We start from the raw sequence: 20708 nt of genomic DNA, 5'->3' as shown, positions 1-20708 counted from the left end.
TGCCGCGGCGCCTGCCCTCGCAGGCAATTGTTGGATATTCGGATACCGGTCGACACAGGCCGGACCACCACACGAATCCATGGAGACATCACCGTGACCCTCAAGGGACTGCCCGCGCTTGCGCTGGCCGCCGGCCTCGCATTGGCCCACACTTCCGCCTCGGCTCAGAGCGTAACGCTCTACGGCATTCTCGACACCGGTATCGAATACCTCTCGCACGCCGGCGCCAACAACAGCTCGCTCATACGCATGCCGGCGAACACCGGTTCGCTACCGTCGCGTTGGGGCCTGCGCGGTGATGAGGATCTCGGTGGTGGTCTGCATACGGTGTTCGCGCTTGAAAGCGGCTTCAACGTTCGCGCGGGCGACCTCAATCAGGGCGGGCGGCTTTTTGGCCGTCAGGCGTGGGTGGGATTGTCGAATTCGTACGGCACGCTGTCGTTCGGTCGCCAGTATTCGATGACGTTCTGGGTCATGAGCGATGCCGACATTCTCGGCCCGGACCTCTTCGGCAGCGGCTCGCTCGACAGTTACATTCCGAATGCGCGAAGCGATAACACCGTAGCCTACAAGGGCGTGTTTCGGGGCCTGACGGTGGGGGCGACCTATTCGTTCGGACGCGACAGCGGTGGCACCGGCAATTCCCCGGGGCAAGGGACGTGCGCCGGACAGACACCCGGGCAGATGACATCCTGCCGCCAGATCTCGGCAATGCTCAAATACGATTCGGCCTGGTTCGGCGTGGCCGGTGCGTGGGACGAACAGCGAGGGGGTGCCGGCGCCGCCGCAAGCTTCTTCAACGGTGCTGCGAGCGTGCCCCTTACCAGTTCGTCGGACAAGGACACCCGCTGGCAGTTGAACGGCTATGTGAAGGGGGGCAACTGGAAGGCCGGGGCGGGATGGCTGGGCCGCCGAGTGCAGACGGCGTCTGCGGCGGTGGCGGACGTGAACTCCGACATGTTCTACGTCGGTGCGTTGTATCAGTTCACGCCGGCGTTCGCGGTCGACGGTGAAGTCTTTCGCATGCTGAATGCACGTCAAAACACCCGGGCGACGATGGCGACGCTGCGCGGCACCTACTTCCTGTCGAAGCGCACGGCGGTGTACACGCAAGTGGCCTGGCTGGGGAACAGCGAGCACGCGGCTTATTCGGTGAGTTCGGGCGGGGCAGGCGGCGCGCCAACGGCGGGCACGAGCCAGTTGGGCGTGAATGTCGGCATGCGTCACACGTTCTGATGAATTGACGTGGCAAGCCCGGTTTTACAGGCGGGGCGTTGACGAAAAAAACACGGCGCACAGCTTTCCCTGTGCGCCGTGTTTCGTTACGGGACGCGTGCCGTCGTCAGCCGATCAGAGCAGACCGGCTTCGGCGAGTTGCGCGCGGCGCGGGTCGCCCTGACGCGAGAGCATCCAGCCCGGATATTCGCTCGGCAGTGCGCTGGCGGCATTGATTGCCGACAACTCGCGCTCGTTCAGGGTGACGCGCGTCGCGGCGATGTTGTCGTCGAGCTGATCGGCGCGCTTGGCGCCGATGATGACCGTCGAGACGACCGGTTGCGCGAGCAACCAGGCGAGGGCGATCTGCGCGACCGACACGCCCTTCTCGGCAGCGATGCCGCGCATGACGTCGATGGCGTCGTAAGCGCGCTCCACGTTGACCGGCGGGAAGTCGAAGCTCTGGCGGCGGCTGCCGGCTTCGCTCTGACCGTCACGCGTGTACTTGCCCGAGAGCAGGCCCCCGGCGAGCGGGCTCCAAACCATCAAACCGACGTTTTCGCTACGCAGCATCGGCACGATTTCGCGTTCGAGATCGCGGCCGGCGACCGTGTAGTACGCCTGAAGCGACGCGAAACTCGCGAGATTCAGACGTGCCGAAATGCCCAGTGCCTTGGTGATTTGCCACGCCGCCCAGTTCGAGACACCGATGTAGCGCACATGCCCCTGACGCACCAGCGTGTCGAGCGCGCCGAGCGTTTCTTCGATGGGGGTGGCCGGGTCGAAGCCGTGGACCTGATACAAATCAATGTGCTCGAGTTGCAGGCGTTTGAGGCTGGCCTTGATGCCGTCCATGATGTGATAACGCGACAGGCCGCGCGAGTTGGCCCCTTGTGCGCCCGTTACGCCGAAGACTTTGGTGGCGACCACGACGTTGTCGCGCGGCACCTTAAGATTGCGCAGTGCCTGACCGGTAAGCACTTCCGACTGACCTTCCGAATAAACGTCGGCGGTGTCGATGAAGTTGATGCCCGCGTCGAGTGCGCGACCCACGAGCGAGTCGACATCGTTCTGCTGCAATTGGCCGATCTTGCTCCACATGTCGCCCTGTCCGCCGAAGGTCATGGTGCCGAGGCACAGTTCCGAGACGAAGAGGCCGGTGTTGCCGAGTTTCCTTTGTCGCATTGCATCGCTCCGTTGAATAGCTGCCCGTCGCAAGTGGCCGTCAGGGGGGGGAGACGGTGTGCACGGGATGGGATGCATTATGCGTCGCGGGGCATCAGGCAAGCAGTACCCGTTCCTGCACATTTCCTGCCTGATTCTGCAATCGGTCGATCGCATGCACCGGATGTGGGCGCTCGTCGTCCGGAAAGCACTACAGAATATGGCGGGAAGATGACCGGCAGACATGGCGGGACAGCGAGATTGATGGCGATTGACGTGCGAATCTTGCCGTATTCTCCGGGATTTCTGCCTGATCGTGCCTATCCATGGCCGGAGAATCGGGCAAGTTTCTGTGGCAGGCGTATGCTGTGCGACATTGCGGCCGTGAGGTCTGTCACGGCCCGTTTGAATCGGGGTCACATCCATGCATCTGGTCAAGAACCCGCCACGTGAGGCGGTGCGCAGCGAATTCGCGGACGATCCGCCGCTGAGCGCGCGTAACGAACTGGTCAGCTTGCTTGAGCGGTCCACGCACGGACTGGAGGGCACGACACCTACGGCGGTCGACGGGCTGTTTGTGCATCGCATTCTGCATCCGGGCGGCCCGAAGCCGGCGATGCAACAGCCGGCTTTCGCCGTCATTGCGCAAGGGGAAAAGCGCTTGCAGATCGGCGACGAACATTACGCCTACGATCCGATGCACTACATGGTGTCGTCGGTGCATTTGCCGGTGGTCGCGCAAGTGTCGGGCGCGAGCGAGCAATCGCCGTATCTTGGATTGCGGCTCAATCTGGTGGCGGAGGACGTGACATCGCTCATTGGCGACGAGCACCTTCCGCCCCCGGCACCTTCGGCGAGCGGTCGCGGCATGTACGTGAACCGGCTGGACGCAGCGCTGCTCGACGCCGTGTTGCGTCTGCTGCGCCTGCTGGAAACACCACGAGACATCCCGATTCTGGCGCCGATGATCAAACGCGAGATCGTCTACCGGCTGTTGATGAACGGGCAGGGCGTGTTGCTGCGGCAAATGGCGTTGCAGGACAGTCAGATGAATCGCATTGCGCGCGCGGTGCGGTGGTTACGCGAGCACTATGCACAGCCGTTGCGCGTGGAGGCGTTGGCGCAGGAGGTGCACATGAGTGTGTCGTCGCTGCATCACCATTTCAAGCTGGTGACGGCGATGAGTCCGGTGCAGTACCAGAAGCAATTACGTTTGCAGGAAGCACGTCGGTTGATCTTCGCGGCGGACATTACGGTGGCGTCTGCCGCGCAGGCGGTGGGCTACGAGAGCGCGTCGCAGTTCAGCCGGGAATATGCACGGGTGTTTGGCGAAGCCCCCTTGCGCGATAAGCGCCGCTGGTTGCAGGATGGGGATGCGGGAACGACGCGCGCGTAACGGTAATCAGGAAGCCAACCTCGTATCGAGTCGCCGGGCGAGCCGCCCGGCAACATGTCGTGCGGGGGCAGGCGGCCAGTCAATTCAACGCGCCAGCCGATTCAGCACCGCCTTCGTCACCTGTTGTTGTGCGGCCTTCTCATAGTCGGCCCAGGGATCCTGCTTCAATGCGGTCAATCGGTCGACGGCATTGCGCACGTTCCACGCGTCGGCACCGGGTACCTCGGACAACTCTTCCCAGTGCACCGGCATCGACACGGCCATCCCTTCGCGGGCGCGGGCGGAGTATGCGCACACCGTCGTTGCCCCCCGGTAATTGCGCAGATAGTCGATAAAGCACTTTCCCACACGATGCTTCGGGCCCATCGTCGCGGTGAAGCGATCCGGGAATACGCGCGCCATATGCCTGGCCACCGCTTCCGCAAAGCCCTTGGCGACGTCCCACTCGTGACGTCGCGCCAACGGTGTCACGACGTGTAATCCCTTGCCTCCGCTCGTTTTCACGAACGCTGTCAGCCCGAGTTCCTCGAGCAATCCGCGAATCAGTTGTGCGTCTTCGACAATGCGCGAAAACGTCAGGCCCTTGCCGGGGTCGAGATCGAAGATCACCCGGTCGGGACGCTCGATCCGATCGCTGCGCGCGTTCCAGGTATGGAACTCCACCGTTCCCATCTGCACCGCCCCGATGAGCCCGCGCACCTGATCGATCTGCATGAGCGGCTCATGATCCGGATCGAGCGACGGATCAAGTGCGCGCACGCCCCGAATCGTTTTCGCCGCGTGCTTCTGGAAGAACATTTCGCCGCCGATCCCTTCGGGCGCGCGCAACACCGCGACCGGTCGCGCTGCGAGGTGGGGAAGCATCCACGGGCTTACGGCCAGGTAATACGCGGCGAGTTCGGCCTTCGTCACGCCGGAGTGCGTGTCCATGATGCGCTCGCCGTGGGTGATTTTCACCGGTAATGCGGATGTCCCAACGTTCGACTGCGCGGTGTGCGGCATGGTCGGTGTCTCCTTGTGCGAATGAGCGACGGCGTGCCCGGTACGACGCACTTCGCGTCGAATCTCCTTGGCGGGCTTGTCCCGTCGCATGGCAAGAAACGAGGCCTGACGGACATTGCCGTCGCGTGTCCATTCGGCAAAGCGCACTTCCGCGACGAGGGTGGGACGAAGCCAGTGCACGCGTGCCCGACCGCCCGGCCGAGGCGTGGGCGAGAGCGGCGGCTTGTCTGTCTCGATCGTGCCGAACTGCTTGCGCAACCGTCGCAGGGTGTCGGTATCGAATCCGGTCCCGACCTTGCCCGCGTAGCGCAACGTCTTGCCGTCGTCATCGTAGTAGCCAAGCAGCAACGCCCCGAAGCCCTCTCGCGAGCCGGACGGTTCGGTGAACCCCAGCACGACGAATTCCTGTCGTTGCGAGCACTTGAGCTTGCGCCATGCGTCGCTGCGCCCGGCGGCGTAAGGCGAGTCGTCGCGCTTGATCATGATGCCTTCGAGACCCGCCTCGCAGGCGCCTTTCCAGAGTGATTCGAGATCGCCGCCGACCGGTTGGAGAACACGCACGGCACTGGTTTCGCGTCCTTTGAAAAGGCGGGCGAGCGTTGCCTGTCGCTCGTGCAGCGGCAGGTCGCGCAAATCGCGGCCATTGCACCACGGGAGGTCGAAGACATAGATGATGATGGCGTCCTGCGTATCGTCGTCGAACGCACGTTGCAACGCCTGAAAGTCAGGCAAGCCGCGTTCGTTCGTCACGACGGCTTCACCGTCGAGCCAAGCGTTGGGCAAGCCGAGCTTGCGTAGCGCGTCGACAGCAGGTTCGAAGCGATGTGTCCAGTCCTGTCCGGAGCGGGTAAAGACACGAATGTCGTCGCCGGCAATACGGATGAGGACGCGATAGCCGTCGAGCTTGATTTCGGCGTGCCAGCCCCCGGAAGCGGGGACTGCGTCGACAAGGGTGGCAAGCATCGGATGCAGATCGGCGGGAGGGCTCACTGACGACTTGTGTGACGTGACCGGCGCCGCCCCCGATTTGCCTGTGGTCTCAGGCGCCGCAGCCTCGTGATGCCGATGAATCAGCAGCCACTGGGGTTGGCGCGCGGGCTTGCCGGTGCGAACGAGCGTCCAGTGTCCGTTCAACCGTTCGCCGTGCAACGTGAACGACAGTTTGCCGTTTGCATAATCGCGTTGTGCGTTGCCGTCTGGCTCCCATGTGCCGCTGTCCCAGATATCGACGTGACCCGCACCGTAGTTTCCCGCCGGAATGTCGCCTTCGAAATCGGCATAGGCCAACGGATGGTCTTCCACTTGCACGGCGAGGCGCGGGCGACTGACATCCGGGCTCGGTTGCTTAGGCAACGCCCACGACTTTAGGGTGCCGTCGAGTTCGAGCCGGAAGTCGTAGTGAAGATGGCTCGCGTCGTGACGTTGAATGACGTATCGCAGCGCCTTGCTTCGGGCCGCGCGTTTGCCGCGGGGCTCGGGCGTCGAAGCAAAGTCGCGTTTGGCGTCGTAGGTGGCGAGCGAATCGCGGGGTTGTCGGCGTTGCGTCGCTACGGCGGCTGGGGTCTCGCGCTTCGGCATGCTCTTCGTCACCGGCCTTTGGCGCGCTTGGCCGATGGCTTGTTTGCCGATGTCGTCTTCGCGGCGGTCTTCCTGCGGGGCTTGGCTTTCGCGGGCTTATGGGTGGACCTTTTGGCGGACTTCGTGACCGACGTAGTTGATTTCCCGCTGCCGGACGCCTTCGCCTTCGGTTCCACCGCCTGCGCTTCGACCGCAACGTCCTCGCGCTTGCCCCGGGTGCCGAGGCTTTGCTTGAGCAGCGCCATCAGGTCGGTGACGTTGCCATTGCCGGACAACTTGGGCGCACTCGCTTCGATCTGCGCGACTTCACGGGTCTGGCCCGACGCGATCTTGCGATCGATGAGCGCTTTGAGGTCGTCCTGAAACGTGTCGTGGTAGTCGCCGGGACGCCAGGGGCCGGACATCTCGTCGATCAGACGGATCGCCATATCCAGCTCACGCTCGCCCGGCGAGGCGAGCTTGCCGAGCTTCTCTTTCGTCAGCCCGACTTCGGCCGGGTCGCGCATCTCGTCCTGCCAGCGCAATGTGTCGAGTACGAGGGCGTCGCCCGCCGGCGCCAGCACGGCCAGATGGGCGCGCGTATGCATCACCACACGGGCAATACCCAGCTTGGCCGCCTTGATGAGTGCCGCGTGCAGCAGCGCATACGCCTTCGCGCCACCGCGTTCGGGCACGAGGTAGTAGGGCGTGTCCAGATACATGAACGAGACGTCCGTGGCATCGACGAACGCGAGAATGTCGACCGTCTGTGTCGCCGTCGGATTTGCGGAACGAATCTCGTCGTCGCTCAATACGACGTAATTCCCTTTTTCGTACTCATAGCCGTGCACGATCTGATCGCGCGGCACTTCCTTGCCGTTTTCCTTGTTGACGCGCCGATAACCCACCGGCGACATCGTGCGTTTGTCGAGCCAGTCGAGATCGAGCGTGTGGGTGGTCGAAGCAGGAAACAGCGTGACGGGCACATTGACCAGTCCGAAACTGATGGCGCCCTTCCAGATCGCGCGAGCCATAAGTACTCCCAATGCAGGATTCGCAAGGTTGATTCAGCGGCGAAGCGAACGACGTGAGCCGAATTGTCAGTATAGGCGGCGCAGGCCACGCGGTCGGCTCGCCAGCGGTCCATGTGGGTTGCGATTGAACTCGCCGAGTGCGGGTTCCCGGGCATTGATTTTCTCAATGTGTCGCCAGGTTCCATAAGGATTCCTTGATGAAACAAAGCCGCCGGGCTTTCATCCCACTGAGATCGGTACGCGAATTCAGCAAAGGGAGGTAGATGATGGCAATGATCGTGGCAGGGCGGTTCACGACGTTCGATCAGGCGAATCTCGTAGCGAGTCGCCTGTACGACAGATCGTTCCGGCCGTCCGACGTGTCGGTATTTTTTCTGAACCCCACGGGGCAGCACGCCCGATTCCCGATCGGCGGCGATGTCGACGCTGATGCCGCCGCGCGCCCGGCGGGTAAGGGCGCGGCTCAGGGTGTCATAGCCGGCGGCGCGTTGGGGCTGGTGGTGGGTGCGTTGCTCATGGGGGTCTGGCGCTTCTGGCTAGTGCCCGTTGTCGGCATGATGGGCGGTGCCTATCTGGGCGCATTTTTCGGTGCGCTGCGGCGCATGCGCAGCCGCGAGCGCGTCTCGGCATCGGAAGCGGGCATGCGCGACGCCGGGGTCATGCTCGCTACTCACGTGAACGAGTCCACGGCGGATGCGGCGATCGCCGTGTTGCGCGATGCCGGTGCCGCAGAGATCGAACAAGCCAACGGCGTATGGGAGAACGGCGAGTGGCGCGACTTCGATCCGCGCGAGCGGGTGCATCACCTCAGCGTGCCCGAGAAGCCTGCCGAACCGACGATTGGCGTGGCTGCCAACGACCCGCCGTCGCCCCACGGGGCGTCGGATCGCCGACCTCAGCGCGATACGGCGCGCGCCGGCCCGAGACGAACCGACTGGCTGTAGAATCGATGACGTTGCCTACGGGACTATAGGAATCAAAGACTACAGGACCACAGGAGGCCCGCCATGCTGTCGATCCACACCGGTTTCGTCGTTTGTCCCACCTGTCAGGCGCGCTTCGCCGTTGCGGCGAGTCAGCCGACCGTACAGGCGCTCCATGATTATCTTCATTCGGATGCCGAAGTGAAATGCCCGACATGCGAGACGGTCTTCGCCACGGGCAGCGCCAAGAGCAGCATCGAGTTCGAGCCCGTCAACGACGGTGTCACGCTGACACCGTCTCCTGAGCGCAGCATCGACGGGCTGGACAATCACTGAGGCGTTTCGCCGGTCACAGCGTCGTAAGCAAGGGTTCGTTCGCCTGATAACGGCGCGTGTTCTCGAGGAACATGGCGATTGTGGCGGCTTCGGCCTCGGGCGAGCGCCCGGCCACGTGCGGGCTAAGTACCACGTTCTGCAAGTCGATCAGTGCCGCCGGCGGCGACGGCTCGCCCTCGTACACGTCGAGCCCGGCGCCAGCGATCGTGCCGTTGCGCAAGGCCTCGGCCAGCGCGGCCGTGTCGACGATGCTGCCGCGTCCCAGATTGACGAGAAAACCGTGTTCGCCGAGCGCACGCAGCACGCCGGCATTCACGAGGTGGTGTGACTCCGCCCCGCCCGGTGCCGTTACCACGAGATAGTCGGCCCATTCGGCCAGCGCGAGCACGCTGTCGAAGTATCGATAGTGCGCGGGCAAGTCGTCGCGACGACTGCGATTGCGGTAACCGATTTGCATGTCGAAGCCTTCGCCGCGCTTGGCGAACTGACGGCCGACGGCCCCCAGTCCCACGATACCCAGCTTCTTGCCCGATACGCCGGGTTGCATCGGCAGTGCGTCACGCCATACCCCCTTGCGGCAGGCGGCGTCGTACTCCGGAATGCGTCGCACGACGGCGAGCAGCAGTGCAAAGCCCTGATCTGCCACCGTGGGCGCATTGGCGCCGGCGCCGTTGACCGCCACGATGTTGCGCGCGCGCATCGCCGGCAGATCGAGATTCTCGTAGCCGGCGCCCAGGGCACTCACGAATTCCACGTTCGGCAGATGCGCCAGTTCGGCGGCACTCAGGCCGCGTGCGCCGTTCGTGAGAACGAAGCGCGCGCGCTCGCCGTCGGCGCCCCAGCCTTGCGGCACGGGGTGATGGCTCGGTCGGTAGATCACATCGAATCGGGCTTGCAGTTCAGACAACTGCTCGGGGTGCATCGGGATAACGACCAGCAGTGGGGGCAGCGACACCTTCAATCTCCGGCTGAGGAATGTGGATTCGCGGCGTGGCGTCGGATCGACGCGGGTGCGTGAGGGCACTCGATTTCGCCGTCAGCCGATACTTTATTCCTATCCGCATTGATTTGCGCGGTGCAGCACCCGCCCGTGCTTTTTTTACGTCGGCCCCTTGCGCCATAAGCGAACGGGCGCCATCGCGCAGTGCGAATGGCGCCCGTCGGACTGGTCGCGTGCGTTACGCGAGGCGAAACGCTCAGGCGGTGGCTTGTACCGCGAGGGCGGCTTGCCGGTGACGCAGACGGCCCAGAGTCAGCATGGTCAGCCCGGCGAGTACGGCCGGTACCCCGATCGTCGCGAACAGGGCCGGCATGGACCAGCCCATGGCGAGCATCGATGCGCCGCCCACCGAACCGACGACCGAACCAAGGCGTCCGACCCCGTTGGCCCAGCTCACGCCTGTGGCGCGGCAGTCCGTCGGATAGAAGTCGGCGGAGAGCGCGTTAGCGCCAACCTGTCCGCCCGACACGCAGAAGCCTGCCCAGAACACGGCCACCGAGGCGAGCACCGGTGAACTGGCGAGCGGGCCGACGGCCGCCACGCAAATGCCGGCCAGCACATACGCGGCCGCCAACACGTAATGCGGATTGAAGCGGTCCATCAACCAGCCCAGCACAATGGCCCCGAGCGTGCCGCCCACCTGGAACATGGCGGTGACAATGGCAGCGTTACGCAGCGTCAGACCGTTGGTGCGAAGCAGTGTCGGCAACCAGCTCGAAAGCAGATAGATCACGAGCAGGCTCATGAAGAACGTGACCCAGAAGAGCAGCGTGCCACGCAGCAGCTCCGGCTTGAAGAGATGCCCGACAGGAGACGTGGTCGACGGCTTCGATGCGATATTGAACGTCGCGCCGCGCAGATCCTCATGCGGCGCAATGCGTTGCAGCCAGGCGGCGACGCGTTCCGGCGATTTTCCCGCCTTCACGAGGTAGCGCACCGATTCCGGCAGCGCGCGGATCAGGATGACGCCGAGCACGAGCGGCATGACACCGCCCACGACCAGCACGGAGCGCCATCCGAAGGCTTCGATCAAGCCGGCCGAGGCGAGACCGCCCAGCGCCGAGCCCAGCGTGAAGCCGCAGAACATGGTCGTCACGAGGAAAGACCGGCGCGAATCGGGGCAATACTCCGACGTCAGCGTGATGGCATTGGGCATTGCGCCGCCAAGACCGAGGCCTGTGAGGAAGCGCAGGGCGATCAGTTGCCGCAGCTCCATCGACCAGGCCGACGCGAGGCTCGCCACGCCGAAGAACAGCACGGAGAAGATGAGAATGGTCTTGCGGCCGAACCTGTCGGCGAGCGGCCCGAACAGAAAGGCCCCCGCCATCAGGCCGGCCAGCCCGGCGCCGAAGAGCGGCGCGAGATGTGCGGGGGTGAGCGACCATTCGGCGCGAATGGCCGGCGCGATGAAGCCGATGGCGGCGGTGTCGAAGCCGTCGATCGCAACGATCAGGAAGCACAGAACGACGATCATCACCTGAAACGGCGAGATGCGATGCCGGTCGATGAACGCCGTGACGTTGATGGGGGTAGCTGGCATAAGTTGTCTCCTCGAAGGTGCCAGAAGCGGCGCAGCGGGCAGGCCTGCGTCGCCAGAGTGCAGTGCAGTGATTGTTGTTATGGGTGCTGCAAATCCATCAATTGCCAGAGGCGGCATGATGGGGTGCCACGCGACGGTAGGGGCGTCACGCGGCAAATTTCGAATGACGAATCTCGAATTTCCCGGCTACGGACGATGGCGCTTGCCATGCGCCGTAGCGCGACCCGGTTCACTCACCGGTGAGCCAGGGCGTTTGCGACAGACAGTTCTCTGCGCGCCATCCGTGCAGCCACTGCAGGGCGTCGTAGAACTGCGGTTGCGTGCGGCCTTTCCACAGCGAGTTGCGCACCCAGCGGTCTACCCCCTTCGCGTGATACACGCGGCCCATGTCGCGTGCGCCATACAGCACGCGCGCCGTGCGGGGAATGCGGGCGTCTTCGTAGCGGCGGAACGCATCGACGAAATCGCCGTTCGCGGCTGCGTAGGCGGCCCCGAGCGTGACGGCATCTTCCAGCGCCTGACAGGCCCCTTGCGCGATGTATTGCGTCATCGGGTGAGCGGCGTCGCCCAGGATCGTGGCGCGGCCGAAGCTCCACTGCGCGACCGGGTCGCGGTCGGCGGTGGCCCAGCGTCGCCACGACGTCGGACGGTCGAGCATCTGGTGCGGCAGCGCGTCGATACCCTCGAAATACGACAGCACTTCCTCCTTGCTGCCGTCACGCACGCCCCAGACTTCCTGCTCGCGGCTATGGAACGTCACCACCAGGTTGTATTGCTTGCCGCCGCGCAGCGGGTAATGCACGAGGTGGCAGTTCGGACCCGCCCACACGACCGGCGCGTTGACTTGCAAATCCCTGGGCATGTTCTCGACATCGACCACGGCGCGATACACCACATGTCCGGTGACACGCGGTTCGTCGCCGATCAGCGCGGCGCGCACGGCAGACTTCACGCCGTCGCAGCCGATCACCGCGTCGGCCGTGTGGCGTTCGCCATGCTGGTCGATGACGGTCACGCCCTTGTCGTCCTGCGCCAGCGACTCGACGCGCGTAGCGGTCCGGAACTGGATCAGCGGGTTGCGTTGCACCGCTTCGAGAATCGACAAATGAATGTCGGCCCGGTGGATCACGGCGTACGGATTGCCGAAGCGCTCGCGATACGGCGTACCGACGTCGACTTCCGCGATGATGCTGCGGTCGATGGCGTCGCGCAGCGTGATGTGATCGGTGAAGACCGAACGGCCGCGGGCGGCCTCGCCCACGCCGAGCGCGTCGAGCGCCGCAAATGCATTGGCTGCGAGCTGAATGCCCGCACCGATCTCGCCGATAGTCTCGGCCTGCTCCAGCAGTTCGATGTGCACGCCCTGGTTGGCGAGCGCCAGCGCAGCGGCGAGGCCGCCGATGCCGCCGCCAACGACGAGCGCTTTGGGTTGAGAGGTTTGACTCATGGTTGTCTCCTGCGGCCCTTCCAGCCGTTCCGGATATCAGTTACGCCGTGTAATCCGGCTGACGATTGGGAGCTGCCGCAAGGAATGCCGGGTGCGTCTGGGCATGTGCATACACTGCCATTGCGCGCGGATAAGCCGACAAATCGCAGCCCATGCGCTGAGCGTTGGCGATTTGCGGAATCAGGCAGACGTCGGCGAGCGTGGGTTGGTCGCCAAAGCACCAACTGCCATGACCATGTTTTGCGAGCAATCGCTCCACCCCGGCCATGCCCTCGGCGATCCAGTGCTCGTACCACGCGTTCTTCTGCTCGGCACTCAGCCCCAGCGGACCTTGCAGATACTTCAGAATGCGCAGGTTGTTCACCGGGTGAATGTCGCAACTGATGAGCATCGACAGTTCAAGCACACGGGCGCGGGCTTCAATGTCCTGCGGCAACAGACGCGGCTCGGGATACTTCGCCTCCAGATAGTCGATGATGGCGATGGACTGACCGAGGGTGATGTCGCCGTCCACGATGGCGGGCACGACGGCCGACGGATTGATCTCGTCGACATACGCCCCGGCACGATGCTCGCCGACCCGGATGTTCACGGGAATGGTGTCGAACGTCAGTCCCTTGAGCGCGAGCGCAATGCGCACGCGATACGACGTCGAGCTATTGAAGAAGCTGTAGAGCTGCATGGCGATGCCTCAGACCACACGCACCGTGATCTCGCCGAGGCCTTCGACGGCGGTCACCATCGTTTCGCCCGCCTTGACTGGGCCCACGCCTTCGGGCGTGCCGGTATAGATCAGATCGCCCGGCTCGAGGCGGAAGAACTGCGACAGATACGAGACCGTCTCGGCGACCGACCAGATCAGATGCGTCACGTCGCTCTTCTGCTTTTGCACGCCGTCGACCGTTAGCGAGATACCGGCCTTCTCGATGTGACCCACGCTCGACACCGGATGGATCGGGCCGATGGGGGCCGAGGCGTCGAACGCCTTGCCGATTTCCCACGGACGCCCCATTTCGCGCATCTTCATTTGCAGGTCGCGGCGCGTCATGTCGAGGCCCACGGCGTAACCCCATACGTGGTCGAGCGCCTGATCGAGCGGAATGTCCGAACCGGCCTTACCGATCACGGCGACCAGTTCAGCCTCGTAATGATAGTTCGACGTTTGCGCCGGATACTTCAGTTCGAGGGTCTCGCCGTAGGCCACCGGCACCACGGCATCGGCCGGCTTGCAGAAGAAGAACGGCGGCTCGCGGTCGGGATCGAAGCCCATTTCGCGTGCGTGGGCGGCGTAGTTGCGGCCTACGCAATACACGCGGCGCACGGCGAACTGATCGTTGCTGCCGACAACGGGAATGGCGACGGTGGCGGGCGGAGCGAAGACGAAGGACATAGTGTTTGACTCGACGAATAAAGGGAAAAGGAGTGGCAACGTGCGCTGTCCGACCGGACGTCAGGCGCGCGATGCCCGTTTATTGGTGGGGTGCGCGATCAGGTGCGCGACTCGCGCAGCAGGTTCAGCGCGGCGAGCACCGGGCGATCCGAGTAGCTGAACAGCACGGCGTCTTCGAGCGCGGCAAGTTGCACCGGTGCCCACGAGGGCACGACGAAGTGATCGCGCGGCTCGAACTGGAACACCTCGTCGCCAATGCGCACCGTGCCGCGGCCCTCGACCACCGAGAAGACCGTGGCGTCGGTGCTGCGATAGGTCTTGCCCTGAAAGCCGGCGGGCAGGTACTGCATAAACGTCGCCATGGTCGGCATCGGCCAGCCACCGGTCGCCGGATTGACGTAGCGCAGCTTGATACCGTCCCACGGATCGAGCTCGCCGTTGCGATACAGCGTGTCGAGCGCTTCGCGCGAGCGGGCGTACGGATAGCTGAAGATCGGCGAGGTCGGATCGCTCACCTTGTGATGCACCGGCAGCATGTTGTAGCCATAGCGCGCAAAGCTGTCGCCCTCGGGCCGCTGCACCGGCTGCTGCGACTCGGGATAGTTCTCGGCGAAGCCCGCATCGAAGTACTGCACGAGCGGAATGTCCAGACCGTCGAGCCACACGACCGGCTCGCCGTCTGCCGGGTTGCCGTGGTCATGCCATGTCCACGACGGCGTAATGATGAAGTCGCCCGGATGCATGGTGGTGCGCTCGCCGTTCACGGCAGTCCACGCACCGCGGCCTTCCACAATGAAGCGCAGGGCCGACTGCGTATGGCGATGGCTCGGTGCGATCTCGCCCGGCAGAATCAGTTGCAGCCCTGCATAGAGCGAGCCGGTGATGCTCGACGAGCCGGGCGTGCCCGGGTTTTGCAGAATCAGCACGCGGCGCACGGCCTCTTCGGCGCTGATGACACTGCCGGCTTCCATCACCAGCGGGCGGACTTCGTTGTATTTCCAGATCGCAGGCACCACACGCGGGCGCGGCTGCGGGGGCACCAGGCTATGCAGCGACTCCCACAGCGGGGCCATGTGATTGCGGCCGATGTGTTCGTAATAAGCAGCGCGTTCAGCGCTGAGGGCGCGTTCGGACATGCGTGTCTCCGTATCGGTAGGGGCCCGGTCGGCTTGTCGGACAAGCACAGCCAGCGAGGGCTTGCGGGTCTATGGATAGCGTTATACTCGGCGAGACATATTCTTTGAAATGAATAAATCATCGGATCTATACGAAAAAACGTATGGCTCGGGCGATTTTTGGGGTACCCGTCGGGTGCCCGGAGACTGCGCATGGACTGGACCCATCGCCTGCGTCTGCGCAACTTGCAGATGCTGCTGACCCTCGCGGAGACCGGCAACATGAGCCAATCCGCGGCCTTGCTCAACACGACGCAACCGGGTCTGTCGAAGTGGCTCAAGGATCTGGAGGACGATATCGGCCTGCCGCTGTTCGAGCGTCAGGCGCGCGGCCTGCGTCCCACGGCCTACGGGGAAGCCCTGATCGAACATGCCCGGCGGATCGAAGCGCAGCTCGACACGGCGCGCGACGATCTAGACGCCATGCGCGAGGGCGGCAGCGGTCTGGTGGCGATCGGTACGTCGGGCGCCTCGTCGGCCGACACGGTGCCGTTGGCCGTGCTGCTGCTCCTGCAACGCATGCCTCGCGTGCAGGCGCGGGTGATCGAGAACACGATGGACAGGCTGATGAATCAGCTCGCGCATAGTGAAATCGACATCGTTGTCGGGCGTTCCGCTCCCGAGTTGCAGGACCGCAATGTTCGCGCCGAGGCACTCTATCTGGAGCCGTTGCATTTCGTGGCGCGCGCGCGCCATCCCGTTTTCTCGCTCGCGCAGGTGGATTGGCCCGACATGCAACGCTATCGCTGGGTGGTCTGGCCGCGTGGCACGCCGATTCGCAATGCGCTGGAGACGGCGCTCGCCGAAGCCGGATATCCGTTGCCGAACGACACCGTCGAATCGAATTCCACGATTCTCAATCTCACGTTGCTCAACAACAGCGACATGATCGGTCTGGCGTCGCATCGCACGGCGAGCCGTTTGCAGGCGCTCGGGGCGTTGCGTATCGTGCCGCTGCGTCTCGCGGGGTTTGGTGCGATCTCGATGTACTGGCGCGACGACGGTGCGAACCGCGCTGCGGTGGTCGCTGCGCTCGACTGTCTGCGTCACGCCGCCGCGCGCTCCACCGGCGACGCGATTGCCGGGGTCGAAGGCGAGGGGTGAGCGATCCGGTTCCACGGCCCCGCCGGGAGGGCTGCCGTTTGCTACACTTGCCGCCTGTCGAAGTCACTCTCTCGGGGCATCAATGATTGGCCGCATCTCCGGTACCTTGCTGGAAAAGAATCCGCCGCACATTCTGGTCGATTGCCAGGGCGTAGGCTATGAAATCTCGGTGCCGATGAGCACGTTCTTCAACCTGCCGAACGTGGGCGAGCGGGTGACGCTGCTCACGCAGTTCATTGTGCGTGAAGACGCGCAGCTGCTCTTCGGCTTTGGCTCGACGGACGAGCGCAATACCTTCCGCGAACTGCTCAAGATTTCCGGCGTCGGCGCACGTACCGCGCTCGCGATTCTCTCGGGCATGAGCGTGGCGGACATTGCGCAGGCGGTCACCTTGCAGGAGTCGGGGCGTCTGACCAAGATCCCCGGCATTGGCAAGAAGACTGCGGAGCGGCTGCTCCTCGAACTCAAGGGGAAGCTGGGTGCGCCACTGGGCACTGTACCCGGCACGGCCACGCCGCACGATCACAAGAGCGACGTCGTCAACGCGTTGCTCGCGTTGGGTTACTCCGACAAGGAAGCCCTTGCCGCCGTCAAGTCCGTGCCGGACGGTACGAGCGTGTCGGACGGCATCAAGCATGCGCTCAAGTCGCTCTCCAAGGCCTGAACGTGCCCGATCGTGGCTGAAGGTGTGAGGGTGTGGGAAGCGGTCAGAAGGCAGTGAGGAGACGCCATGCAACTGCGATGGCTTGAAGACTTCGTCGAACTCGCACGTACGCGCAGTTTTACGCGGGCGGCGGAGAATCGCTTCGTCACGCACCCGGCTTTCGGCCGCCGCATTCGTGCGCTGGAAGAGTGGGTGGGCACGCAACTGGTCGAGCGCAGCAAGCCGCTGGAACTCACGGCCGCCGGCACCGTATTTCTCGACGCCGCCACCAACGCACTCGACATTCTGCACAGCGCCCGTACGCAATTGCAGGACGCTGCGCCCACGCTCGAAAACAATCTGAAGATCGCGACCGGGCGCACGCTGGCCGCCACGTTCTTTCCCGACTGGTACGACGAGATGGTCTCGCGTATCGGCTTCTTCACCGCCACGCTCTCCACAGGCGGCGCCGAGGAGGCCATCTTGCGGCTGGCGGCCGGTGAGGTCGATCTGCTCATCGTGTATTCCAGCGCGCACACGCGGCTGCTCATCGATCAGGAGCGTTACGACTGGCTGAGTGTCGCGCGTGAGGTGCTGGTGCCGGTGAGTGCGCTCGACGCCCGCGGCCGCGCGAAGTATCGGCTGGCGGCGGGGCCCTCGCCTATTCCCTGGCTGGCGTTCACGCGCACGCTGACGCTGCGTGCGGTACTCGCCCGTCATCTCGCCGAAATGCCGAATCGGCCCACGCTCAAGCCCGTCTATCAGGCCGATTCCTACGAAGCGATTCTGGCAATGGCGCGACGCGGCACCGGTATCGCGTGGCTGCCGCAACGTCTGGTGGCCGATGACGTCGCACGCGGCACGCTCGCGATCGTGGGTGGCAAGGACTGGCAGATCGGCTTCGACATCGCCCTATACCGGCGCAGGCACCAGCCGCACCCGGTGCTCGACGCCATCTGGCAGCGCGTGCGTCAGGCGTCGGGCGAAGACGCCTGAAGCCATCGATCTGGCGCGGTGTATCGGCTCGCGTCGGCTTGTTCCTGCTTGTTCCGGCTTCGCCTCAGCCTCGCATCAACACGGTAATGCTCTGCTTCACGTATTCGAGCAGTTCCGCGTCGATGAGCGTGCCGGCGAGTAACTCCGGCTCACTCATGTTGGCCTCGCGAATCTTCGCGTGCGTGGCGGGGTCGTCTCCGGCATAGGAACGGAAGTACGTCATCCATTGGCGGGCAAGTGTCTGCACTTCAGGGGAGCCCGGCGACGTGCCGGCTTCCAGATGATCCCGCATGGCACCGATGAGTACCGGCCATTCGTCGGTGTACCTCAGGTAGTTCGCTTCCATGAAGCGGAATTCGTCGTCGTTGAGGTACTTGCGGTAGACGTTCAACTTGGTTTGCGCGAAGGCCTCCTTGAGGTACTGCATCAGGTCTTTGGTGATGCCCGTTTGTCTTTGCACCGAAGACTCCCGTTCATGCATGGCGTTGAGCTTGGCGAGCAGGCGCGCATCGCCGGCGGTATCGCGCTCAATCAACGTCATCCAACGTCGCGAGGCGGCTTGCGCCGCGTCTCCGGTCGATGGCTCGCCGCGCAGCATCAGCGCTCTGATTTCCGCCACCATGGCTGGCCATTCGGATTCGTGCGCCTGCTTGTTCTGATAGAGGGGGAAGCGGGCGAGTTCGTCTGGCGAGAAATATTTGTCGTACATGTTCATTAGCTCCAGCGTTGTCAGCCATTCGGCCAGTTCCGGGGCCTCGCCGGAAGAGAGCTGCGATTGCAGCCGCTTCAGGCGCTCGCGCAAGCGACTCGCATCTTCGATCTGTTGCGTGAGCATGTCGACCTGCCGAGCGATCAGCGTGTCGAGCGAGATATCCCGGTTGGCCAGCCATTGACCGATGTCGGTGAGCGACATGCCGAAGCGGCGCAACGCCTGAATCTGATGCAGACGGGCGATGTCGCTACGGTCGTAGAGTCGATAACCGGCATCGGAGCGCGCCGAAGGCGTGAGCAGCCCGAGCGTGTCGTAGTGGTGAAGCGTGCGCACCGTCAGGCCGCTGCGTTTGGCTAGTTCACCGACTTTGAGCCGCATGGAAACTCCCGTGGTCTTCTGGCGTGTGACAAGGCTGAAGCCTCACGCAACGTGAGGGTCAAGCGATTTGGGTCAAGCGATTTTAAGCGACCCAGCCGCTTGCGCCGACGAGACAGGAGCGGGGGAGAGGGACAGGGAAGGAGATGGTCGTCGCGCGGGTGACGATACGTTCCCGCGCGAGAGGGTGCCAAGCCATGGCAAGGCTGCCGGATACCGGCAAACGGCAAACGGCAAACGGCCCAGGCGAAACGCTGCCGCGCTCGCCCGGGCCGCCGGGATCAATGCTCGTGATGCAGGTACTTTGCCTGACGCGGCAGTCGCAGGCTCACAAGGAACGCTACGACCATCATGCCGGTCACGTACCAGTAGAACGTGGGCTCCATGCCGGCCTTCTTGAGGCCGAGCGCCACGTACTCTGCCGAACCGCCGAAGATGGCGTTAGCCACCGCGTAGGCCAGGCCGACGCCCAGGGCACGCACTTCGATCGGGAACATTTCAGCTTTCACGATACCGCTGATCGACGTATAGAAGCTCACGATGGCGAGCGCCAGGCAGATCAGCAGGAACGCTGCGGTCGGGCTCTGCACGGTCTTGAGCGCCGTGAGAATCGGTACCGTGGCGATCGCACCCAGGGCACCGAACAGGAGCATGTTGTTGCGACGGCCGATCTTGTCGGACAGCATGCCGAAGATCGGCTGCATGCACATGTAGACGAACAGGCAACCTGTCATGACGTAGCTGGCCGTCTTGATCGGCATGCCTGCCGTGTTCACCAGATACTTCTGCATGTATGTGGTGAAGGTGTAGAAAATCAGCGAACCGCCGGCGGTGTAGCCCAGCACCGTGAAGAACGCTGCCTTGTGATGACGGAACAGTCCGGCGATCGAGCCGGCATCGCGATTGTTGCGGCTCGCGCTCGTCGACGTTTCGTGCAACGTGCGGCGCAGCATGAGCGCCACGACCGCCGTGATCGCACCGACCACGAACGGAATGCGCCAGCCCCAGGCCTTGAGTTCGGCCTCGTCGAGCAATTGCTGGAGAATCACGACCACCAGGACGGCGAGCAATTGGCCGCCGATGAGCGTGACGTACTGGAACGACGAGAAGAAGCCGCGACGGCCCTTGAGCGCCACTTCACTCATGTACGTTGCCGTGGTGCCGTATTCGCCGCCGACCGACAGGCCTTGCAGCAGACGCGCGAACAACAGCAGCGCCGGGGCCCAGTTGCCGATGCTGGCATACGTCGGGAGCGCTGCGATCAGCAGCGAGCCGAAGCACATCATCATCACCGAGATGACCATCGAGTTCTTGCGGCCGTTGCGGTCGGCGATCCGGCCAAAGATCCAGCCGCCGATCGGTCGCATCAGGAACCCGGCCGCGAACACCCCCGCCGTATTGAGCAACTGCGCGGTGGGATCCGAACTCGGGAAGAACGCCGGTGCGAAGTAGATCGCGCAGAACGCATAAATGTAAAAGTCGAACCACTCGACCAGATTGCCCGACGAGGCCGCGACAATCGCAAATACGCGTCTGCGGACTTCTTCCGGGGAGGGGGGCTGGGTGGCCGTGGTGGCTTCGATTGTAGCTGTGTCTCTCATTTCTACTGGCGATGGGGCATCGCATTGATAACTACGTTTGCGACATGACGCGAAGTCGCGTTCGGCTCCAATGTATTTCACACACGAGAGACCAAACC

Annotated in this window: 18 protein-coding genes; 7 read left to right on the top strand and 11 right to left on the bottom strand. The window is 63.8% G+C overall.

Annotation, left to right across the window (positions count from 1 at the left end; all coding sequences use genetic code 11):
* The first annotated feature begins 108 nt into the window (after positions 1–108).
* Complete coding sequence (locus AT395_RS21920; protein WP_048628779.1) at positions 109–1236, top strand: porin; 1128 nt, start codon at positions 109–111, stop codon at positions 1234–1236.
* Between the two features lie 114 nt (positions 1237–1350).
* On the opposite strand, the gene AT395_RS21915 is transcribed toward AT395_RS21920, so the two are convergent.
* Positions 1351–2400 carry an aldo/keto reductase gene (locus tag AT395_RS21915; protein WP_042114388.1) on the bottom strand — a complete coding sequence of 350 codons (1050 nt, stop codon included), beginning with the start codon at positions 2398–2400 and terminating at the stop codon, positions 1351–1353.
* Positions 2401–2803: 403 nt separating this feature from the next.
* Between AT395_RS21915 and AT395_RS21910 the strand changes: the two genes are divergently transcribed.
* Complete coding sequence (locus AT395_RS21910; protein ID WP_231606104.1) at positions 2804–3775, top strand: AraC family transcriptional regulator; 972 nt, start codon at positions 2804–2806, stop codon at positions 3773–3775.
* An 84-nt stretch (positions 3776–3859) separates the two neighbouring features.
* Here the strand turns inward: AT395_RS21910 and ligD are convergent, their stop codons facing one another.
* Positions 3860–6355 carry a DNA ligase D gene (gene ligD / locus AT395_RS21905; RefSeq protein WP_048628631.1) on the bottom strand — a complete coding sequence of 832 codons (2496 nt, stop codon included), beginning with the start codon at positions 6353–6355 and terminating at the stop codon, positions 3860–3862.
* Between the two features lie 8 nt (positions 6356–6363).
* A complete protein-coding gene (ku, locus tag AT395_RS21900; RefSeq protein ID WP_048628632.1) occupies positions 6364–7368 on the bottom strand; it encodes a non-homologous end joining protein Ku in 1005 nt (334 codons plus the stop codon).
* A 263-nt stretch (positions 7369–7631) separates the two neighbouring features.
* On the opposite strand from ku, the gene AT395_RS21895 reads away from it, so the two are divergent.
* Both AT395_RS21895 and AT395_RS21890 read left to right on the top strand, forming a co-directional pair.
* Positions 7632–8312 carry a hypothetical protein gene (locus tag AT395_RS21895; protein ID WP_231606105.1) on the top strand — a complete coding sequence of 227 codons (681 nt, stop codon included), beginning with the start codon at positions 7632–7634 and terminating at the stop codon, positions 8310–8312.
* 63 nt (positions 8313–8375) lie between these two features.
* Positions 8376–8627: an MJ0042-type zinc finger domain-containing protein gene (locus AT395_RS21890; RefSeq protein WP_042114391.1), complete on the top strand. Its 252-nt coding sequence runs from the start codon at positions 8376–8378 to the stop codon at positions 8625–8627.
* Between the two features lie 13 nt (positions 8628–8640).
* Here the strand turns inward: AT395_RS21890 and AT395_RS21885 are convergent, their stop codons facing one another.
* From AT395_RS21885 to gtdA, 6 genes are all read right to left on the bottom strand, one after another.
* Positions 8641–9582, bottom strand: coding sequence for a 2-hydroxyacid dehydrogenase (locus AT395_RS21885; RefSeq protein WP_231586179.1), 942 nt, complete (start codon positions 9580–9582; stop codon positions 8641–8643).
* A gap of 241 nt (positions 9583–9823) precedes the next feature.
* A complete protein-coding gene (locus tag AT395_RS21880; protein ID WP_048628633.1) occupies positions 9824–11167 on the bottom strand; it encodes an MFS transporter in 1344 nt (447 codons plus the stop codon).
* Between the two features lie 229 nt (positions 11168–11396).
* On the bottom strand, positions 11397–12614 hold the full coding sequence (locus AT395_RS21875) for a 3-hydroxybenzoate 6-monooxygenase (protein ID WP_048628634.1): 1218 nt from the start codon (positions 12612–12614) through the stop codon (positions 11397–11399).
* A 40-nt stretch (positions 12615–12654) separates the two neighbouring features.
* Positions 12655–13296 carry a maleylacetoacetate isomerase gene (maiA, locus tag AT395_RS21870; protein ID WP_042114397.1) on the bottom strand — a complete coding sequence of 214 codons (642 nt, stop codon included), beginning with the start codon at positions 13294–13296 and terminating at the stop codon, positions 12655–12657.
* Positions 13297–13305: 9 nt separating this feature from the next.
* Positions 13306–14004 carry a fumarylacetoacetate hydrolase family protein gene (locus tag AT395_RS21865; protein WP_042114399.1) on the bottom strand — a complete coding sequence of 233 codons (699 nt, stop codon included), beginning with the start codon at positions 14002–14004 and terminating at the stop codon, positions 13306–13308.
* Positions 14005–14102: 98 nt separating this feature from the next.
* Positions 14103–15140, bottom strand: a complete 1038-nt coding sequence (gene gtdA / locus AT395_RS21860; protein ID WP_042114401.1) for a gentisate 1,2-dioxygenase — start codon at positions 15138–15140, stop codon at positions 14103–14105.
* A 192-nt stretch (positions 15141–15332) separates the two neighbouring features.
* Between gtdA and AT395_RS21855 the strand changes: the two genes are divergently transcribed.
* From AT395_RS21855 to AT395_RS21845, 3 genes are all read left to right on the top strand, one after another.
* Positions 15333–16283, top strand: coding sequence for a LysR family transcriptional regulator (locus AT395_RS21855; protein ID WP_042114403.1), 951 nt, complete (start codon positions 15333–15335; stop codon positions 16281–16283).
* A gap of 82 nt (positions 16284–16365) precedes the next feature.
* Entirely contained in the window at positions 16366–16947 is a 582-nt protein-coding gene (gene ruvA / locus AT395_RS21850; protein WP_042114404.1) for a Holliday junction branch migration protein RuvA, read from the top strand.
* 66 nt (positions 16948–17013) lie between these two features.
* On the top strand, positions 17014–17922 hold the full coding sequence (locus tag AT395_RS21845; RefSeq protein WP_048628635.1) for a LysR family transcriptional regulator: 909 nt from the start codon (positions 17014–17016) through the stop codon (positions 17920–17922).
* Between the two features lie 64 nt (positions 17923–17986).
* Here AT395_RS21845 and AT395_RS21840 read toward each other — a convergent pair whose 3' ends face one another.
* A complete protein-coding gene (locus AT395_RS21840) occupies positions 17987–19012 on the bottom strand; it encodes a MerR family transcriptional regulator (RefSeq protein WP_048628636.1) in 1026 nt (341 codons plus the stop codon).
* 278 nt (positions 19013–19290) lie between these two features.
* On the bottom strand, positions 19291–20610 hold the full coding sequence (locus tag AT395_RS21835) for an MFS family transporter (protein ID WP_042114409.1): 1320 nt from the start codon (positions 20608–20610) through the stop codon (positions 19291–19293).
* Between the last annotated feature and the right edge of the window lie 98 nt (positions 20611–20708).

The organism is Pandoraea apista (genome assembly GCF_001465595.2).
Lineage (GTDB): Bacteria > Pseudomonadota > Gammaproteobacteria > Burkholderiales > Burkholderiaceae > Pandoraea > Pandoraea apista.
Note: the sequence above shows the minus strand (reverse complement) of the source record. Positions and strands in the feature narration are given on the sequence as shown.

Coding starts and splice junctions, on each gene's coding strand:
- gtdA (WP_042114401.1), bottom strand. CDS start 15,140: ATGTCCGAACGCGCCCTCAGCGCTGAACGCGCTGCTTATTACGAACAC.
- AT395_RS21910 (WP_231606104.1), top strand. CDS start 2,804: ATGCATCTGGTCAAGAACCCGCCACGTGAGGCGGTGCGCAGCGAATTC.
- AT395_RS21865 (WP_042114399.1), bottom strand. CDS start 14,004: ATGTCCTTCGTCTTCGCTCCGCCCGCCACCGTCGCCATTCCCGTTGTC.
- AT395_RS21845 (WP_048628635.1), top strand. CDS start 17,014: ATGCAACTGCGATGGCTTGAAGACTTCGTCGAACTCGCACGTACGCGC.
- AT395_RS21880 (WP_048628633.1), bottom strand. CDS start 11,167: ATGCCAGCTACCCCCATCAACGTCACGGCGTTCATCGACCGGCATCGC.
- AT395_RS21855 (WP_042114403.1), top strand. CDS start 15,333: ATGGACTGGACCCATCGCCTGCGTCTGCGCAACTTGCAGATGCTGCTG.
- AT395_RS21895 (WP_231606105.1), top strand. CDS start 7,632: ATGATGGCAATGATCGTGGCAGGGCGGTTCACGACGTTCGATCAGGCG.
- ruvA (WP_042114404.1), top strand. CDS start 16,366: ATGATTGGCCGCATCTCCGGTACCTTGCTGGAAAAGAATCCGCCGCAC.
- ligD (WP_048628631.1), bottom strand. CDS start 6,355: ATGCCGAAGCGCGAGACCCCAGCCGCCGTAGCGACGCAACGCCGACAA.
- maiA (WP_042114397.1), bottom strand. CDS start 13,296: ATGCAGCTCTACAGCTTCTTCAATAGCTCGACGTCGTATCGCGTGCGC.
- AT395_RS21840 (WP_048628636.1), bottom strand. CDS start 19,012: ATGCGGCTCAAAGTCGGTGAACTAGCCAAACGCAGCGGCCTGACGGTG.
- AT395_RS21875 (WP_048628634.1), bottom strand. CDS start 12,614: ATGAGTCAAACCTCTCAACCCAAAGCGCTCGTCGTTGGCGGCGGCATC.
- AT395_RS21915 (WP_042114388.1), bottom strand. CDS start 2,400: ATGCGACAAAGGAAACTCGGCAACACCGGCCTCTTCGTCTCGGAACTG.
- ku (WP_048628632.1), bottom strand. CDS start 7,368: ATGGCTCGCGCGATCTGGAAGGGCGCCATCAGTTTCGGACTGGTCAAT.
- AT395_RS21890 (WP_042114391.1), top strand. CDS start 8,376: ATGCTGTCGATCCACACCGGTTTCGTCGTTTGTCCCACCTGTCAGGCG.
- AT395_RS21835 (WP_042114409.1), bottom strand. CDS start 20,610: ATGAGAGACACAGCTACAATCGAAGCCACCACGGCCACCCAGCCCCCC.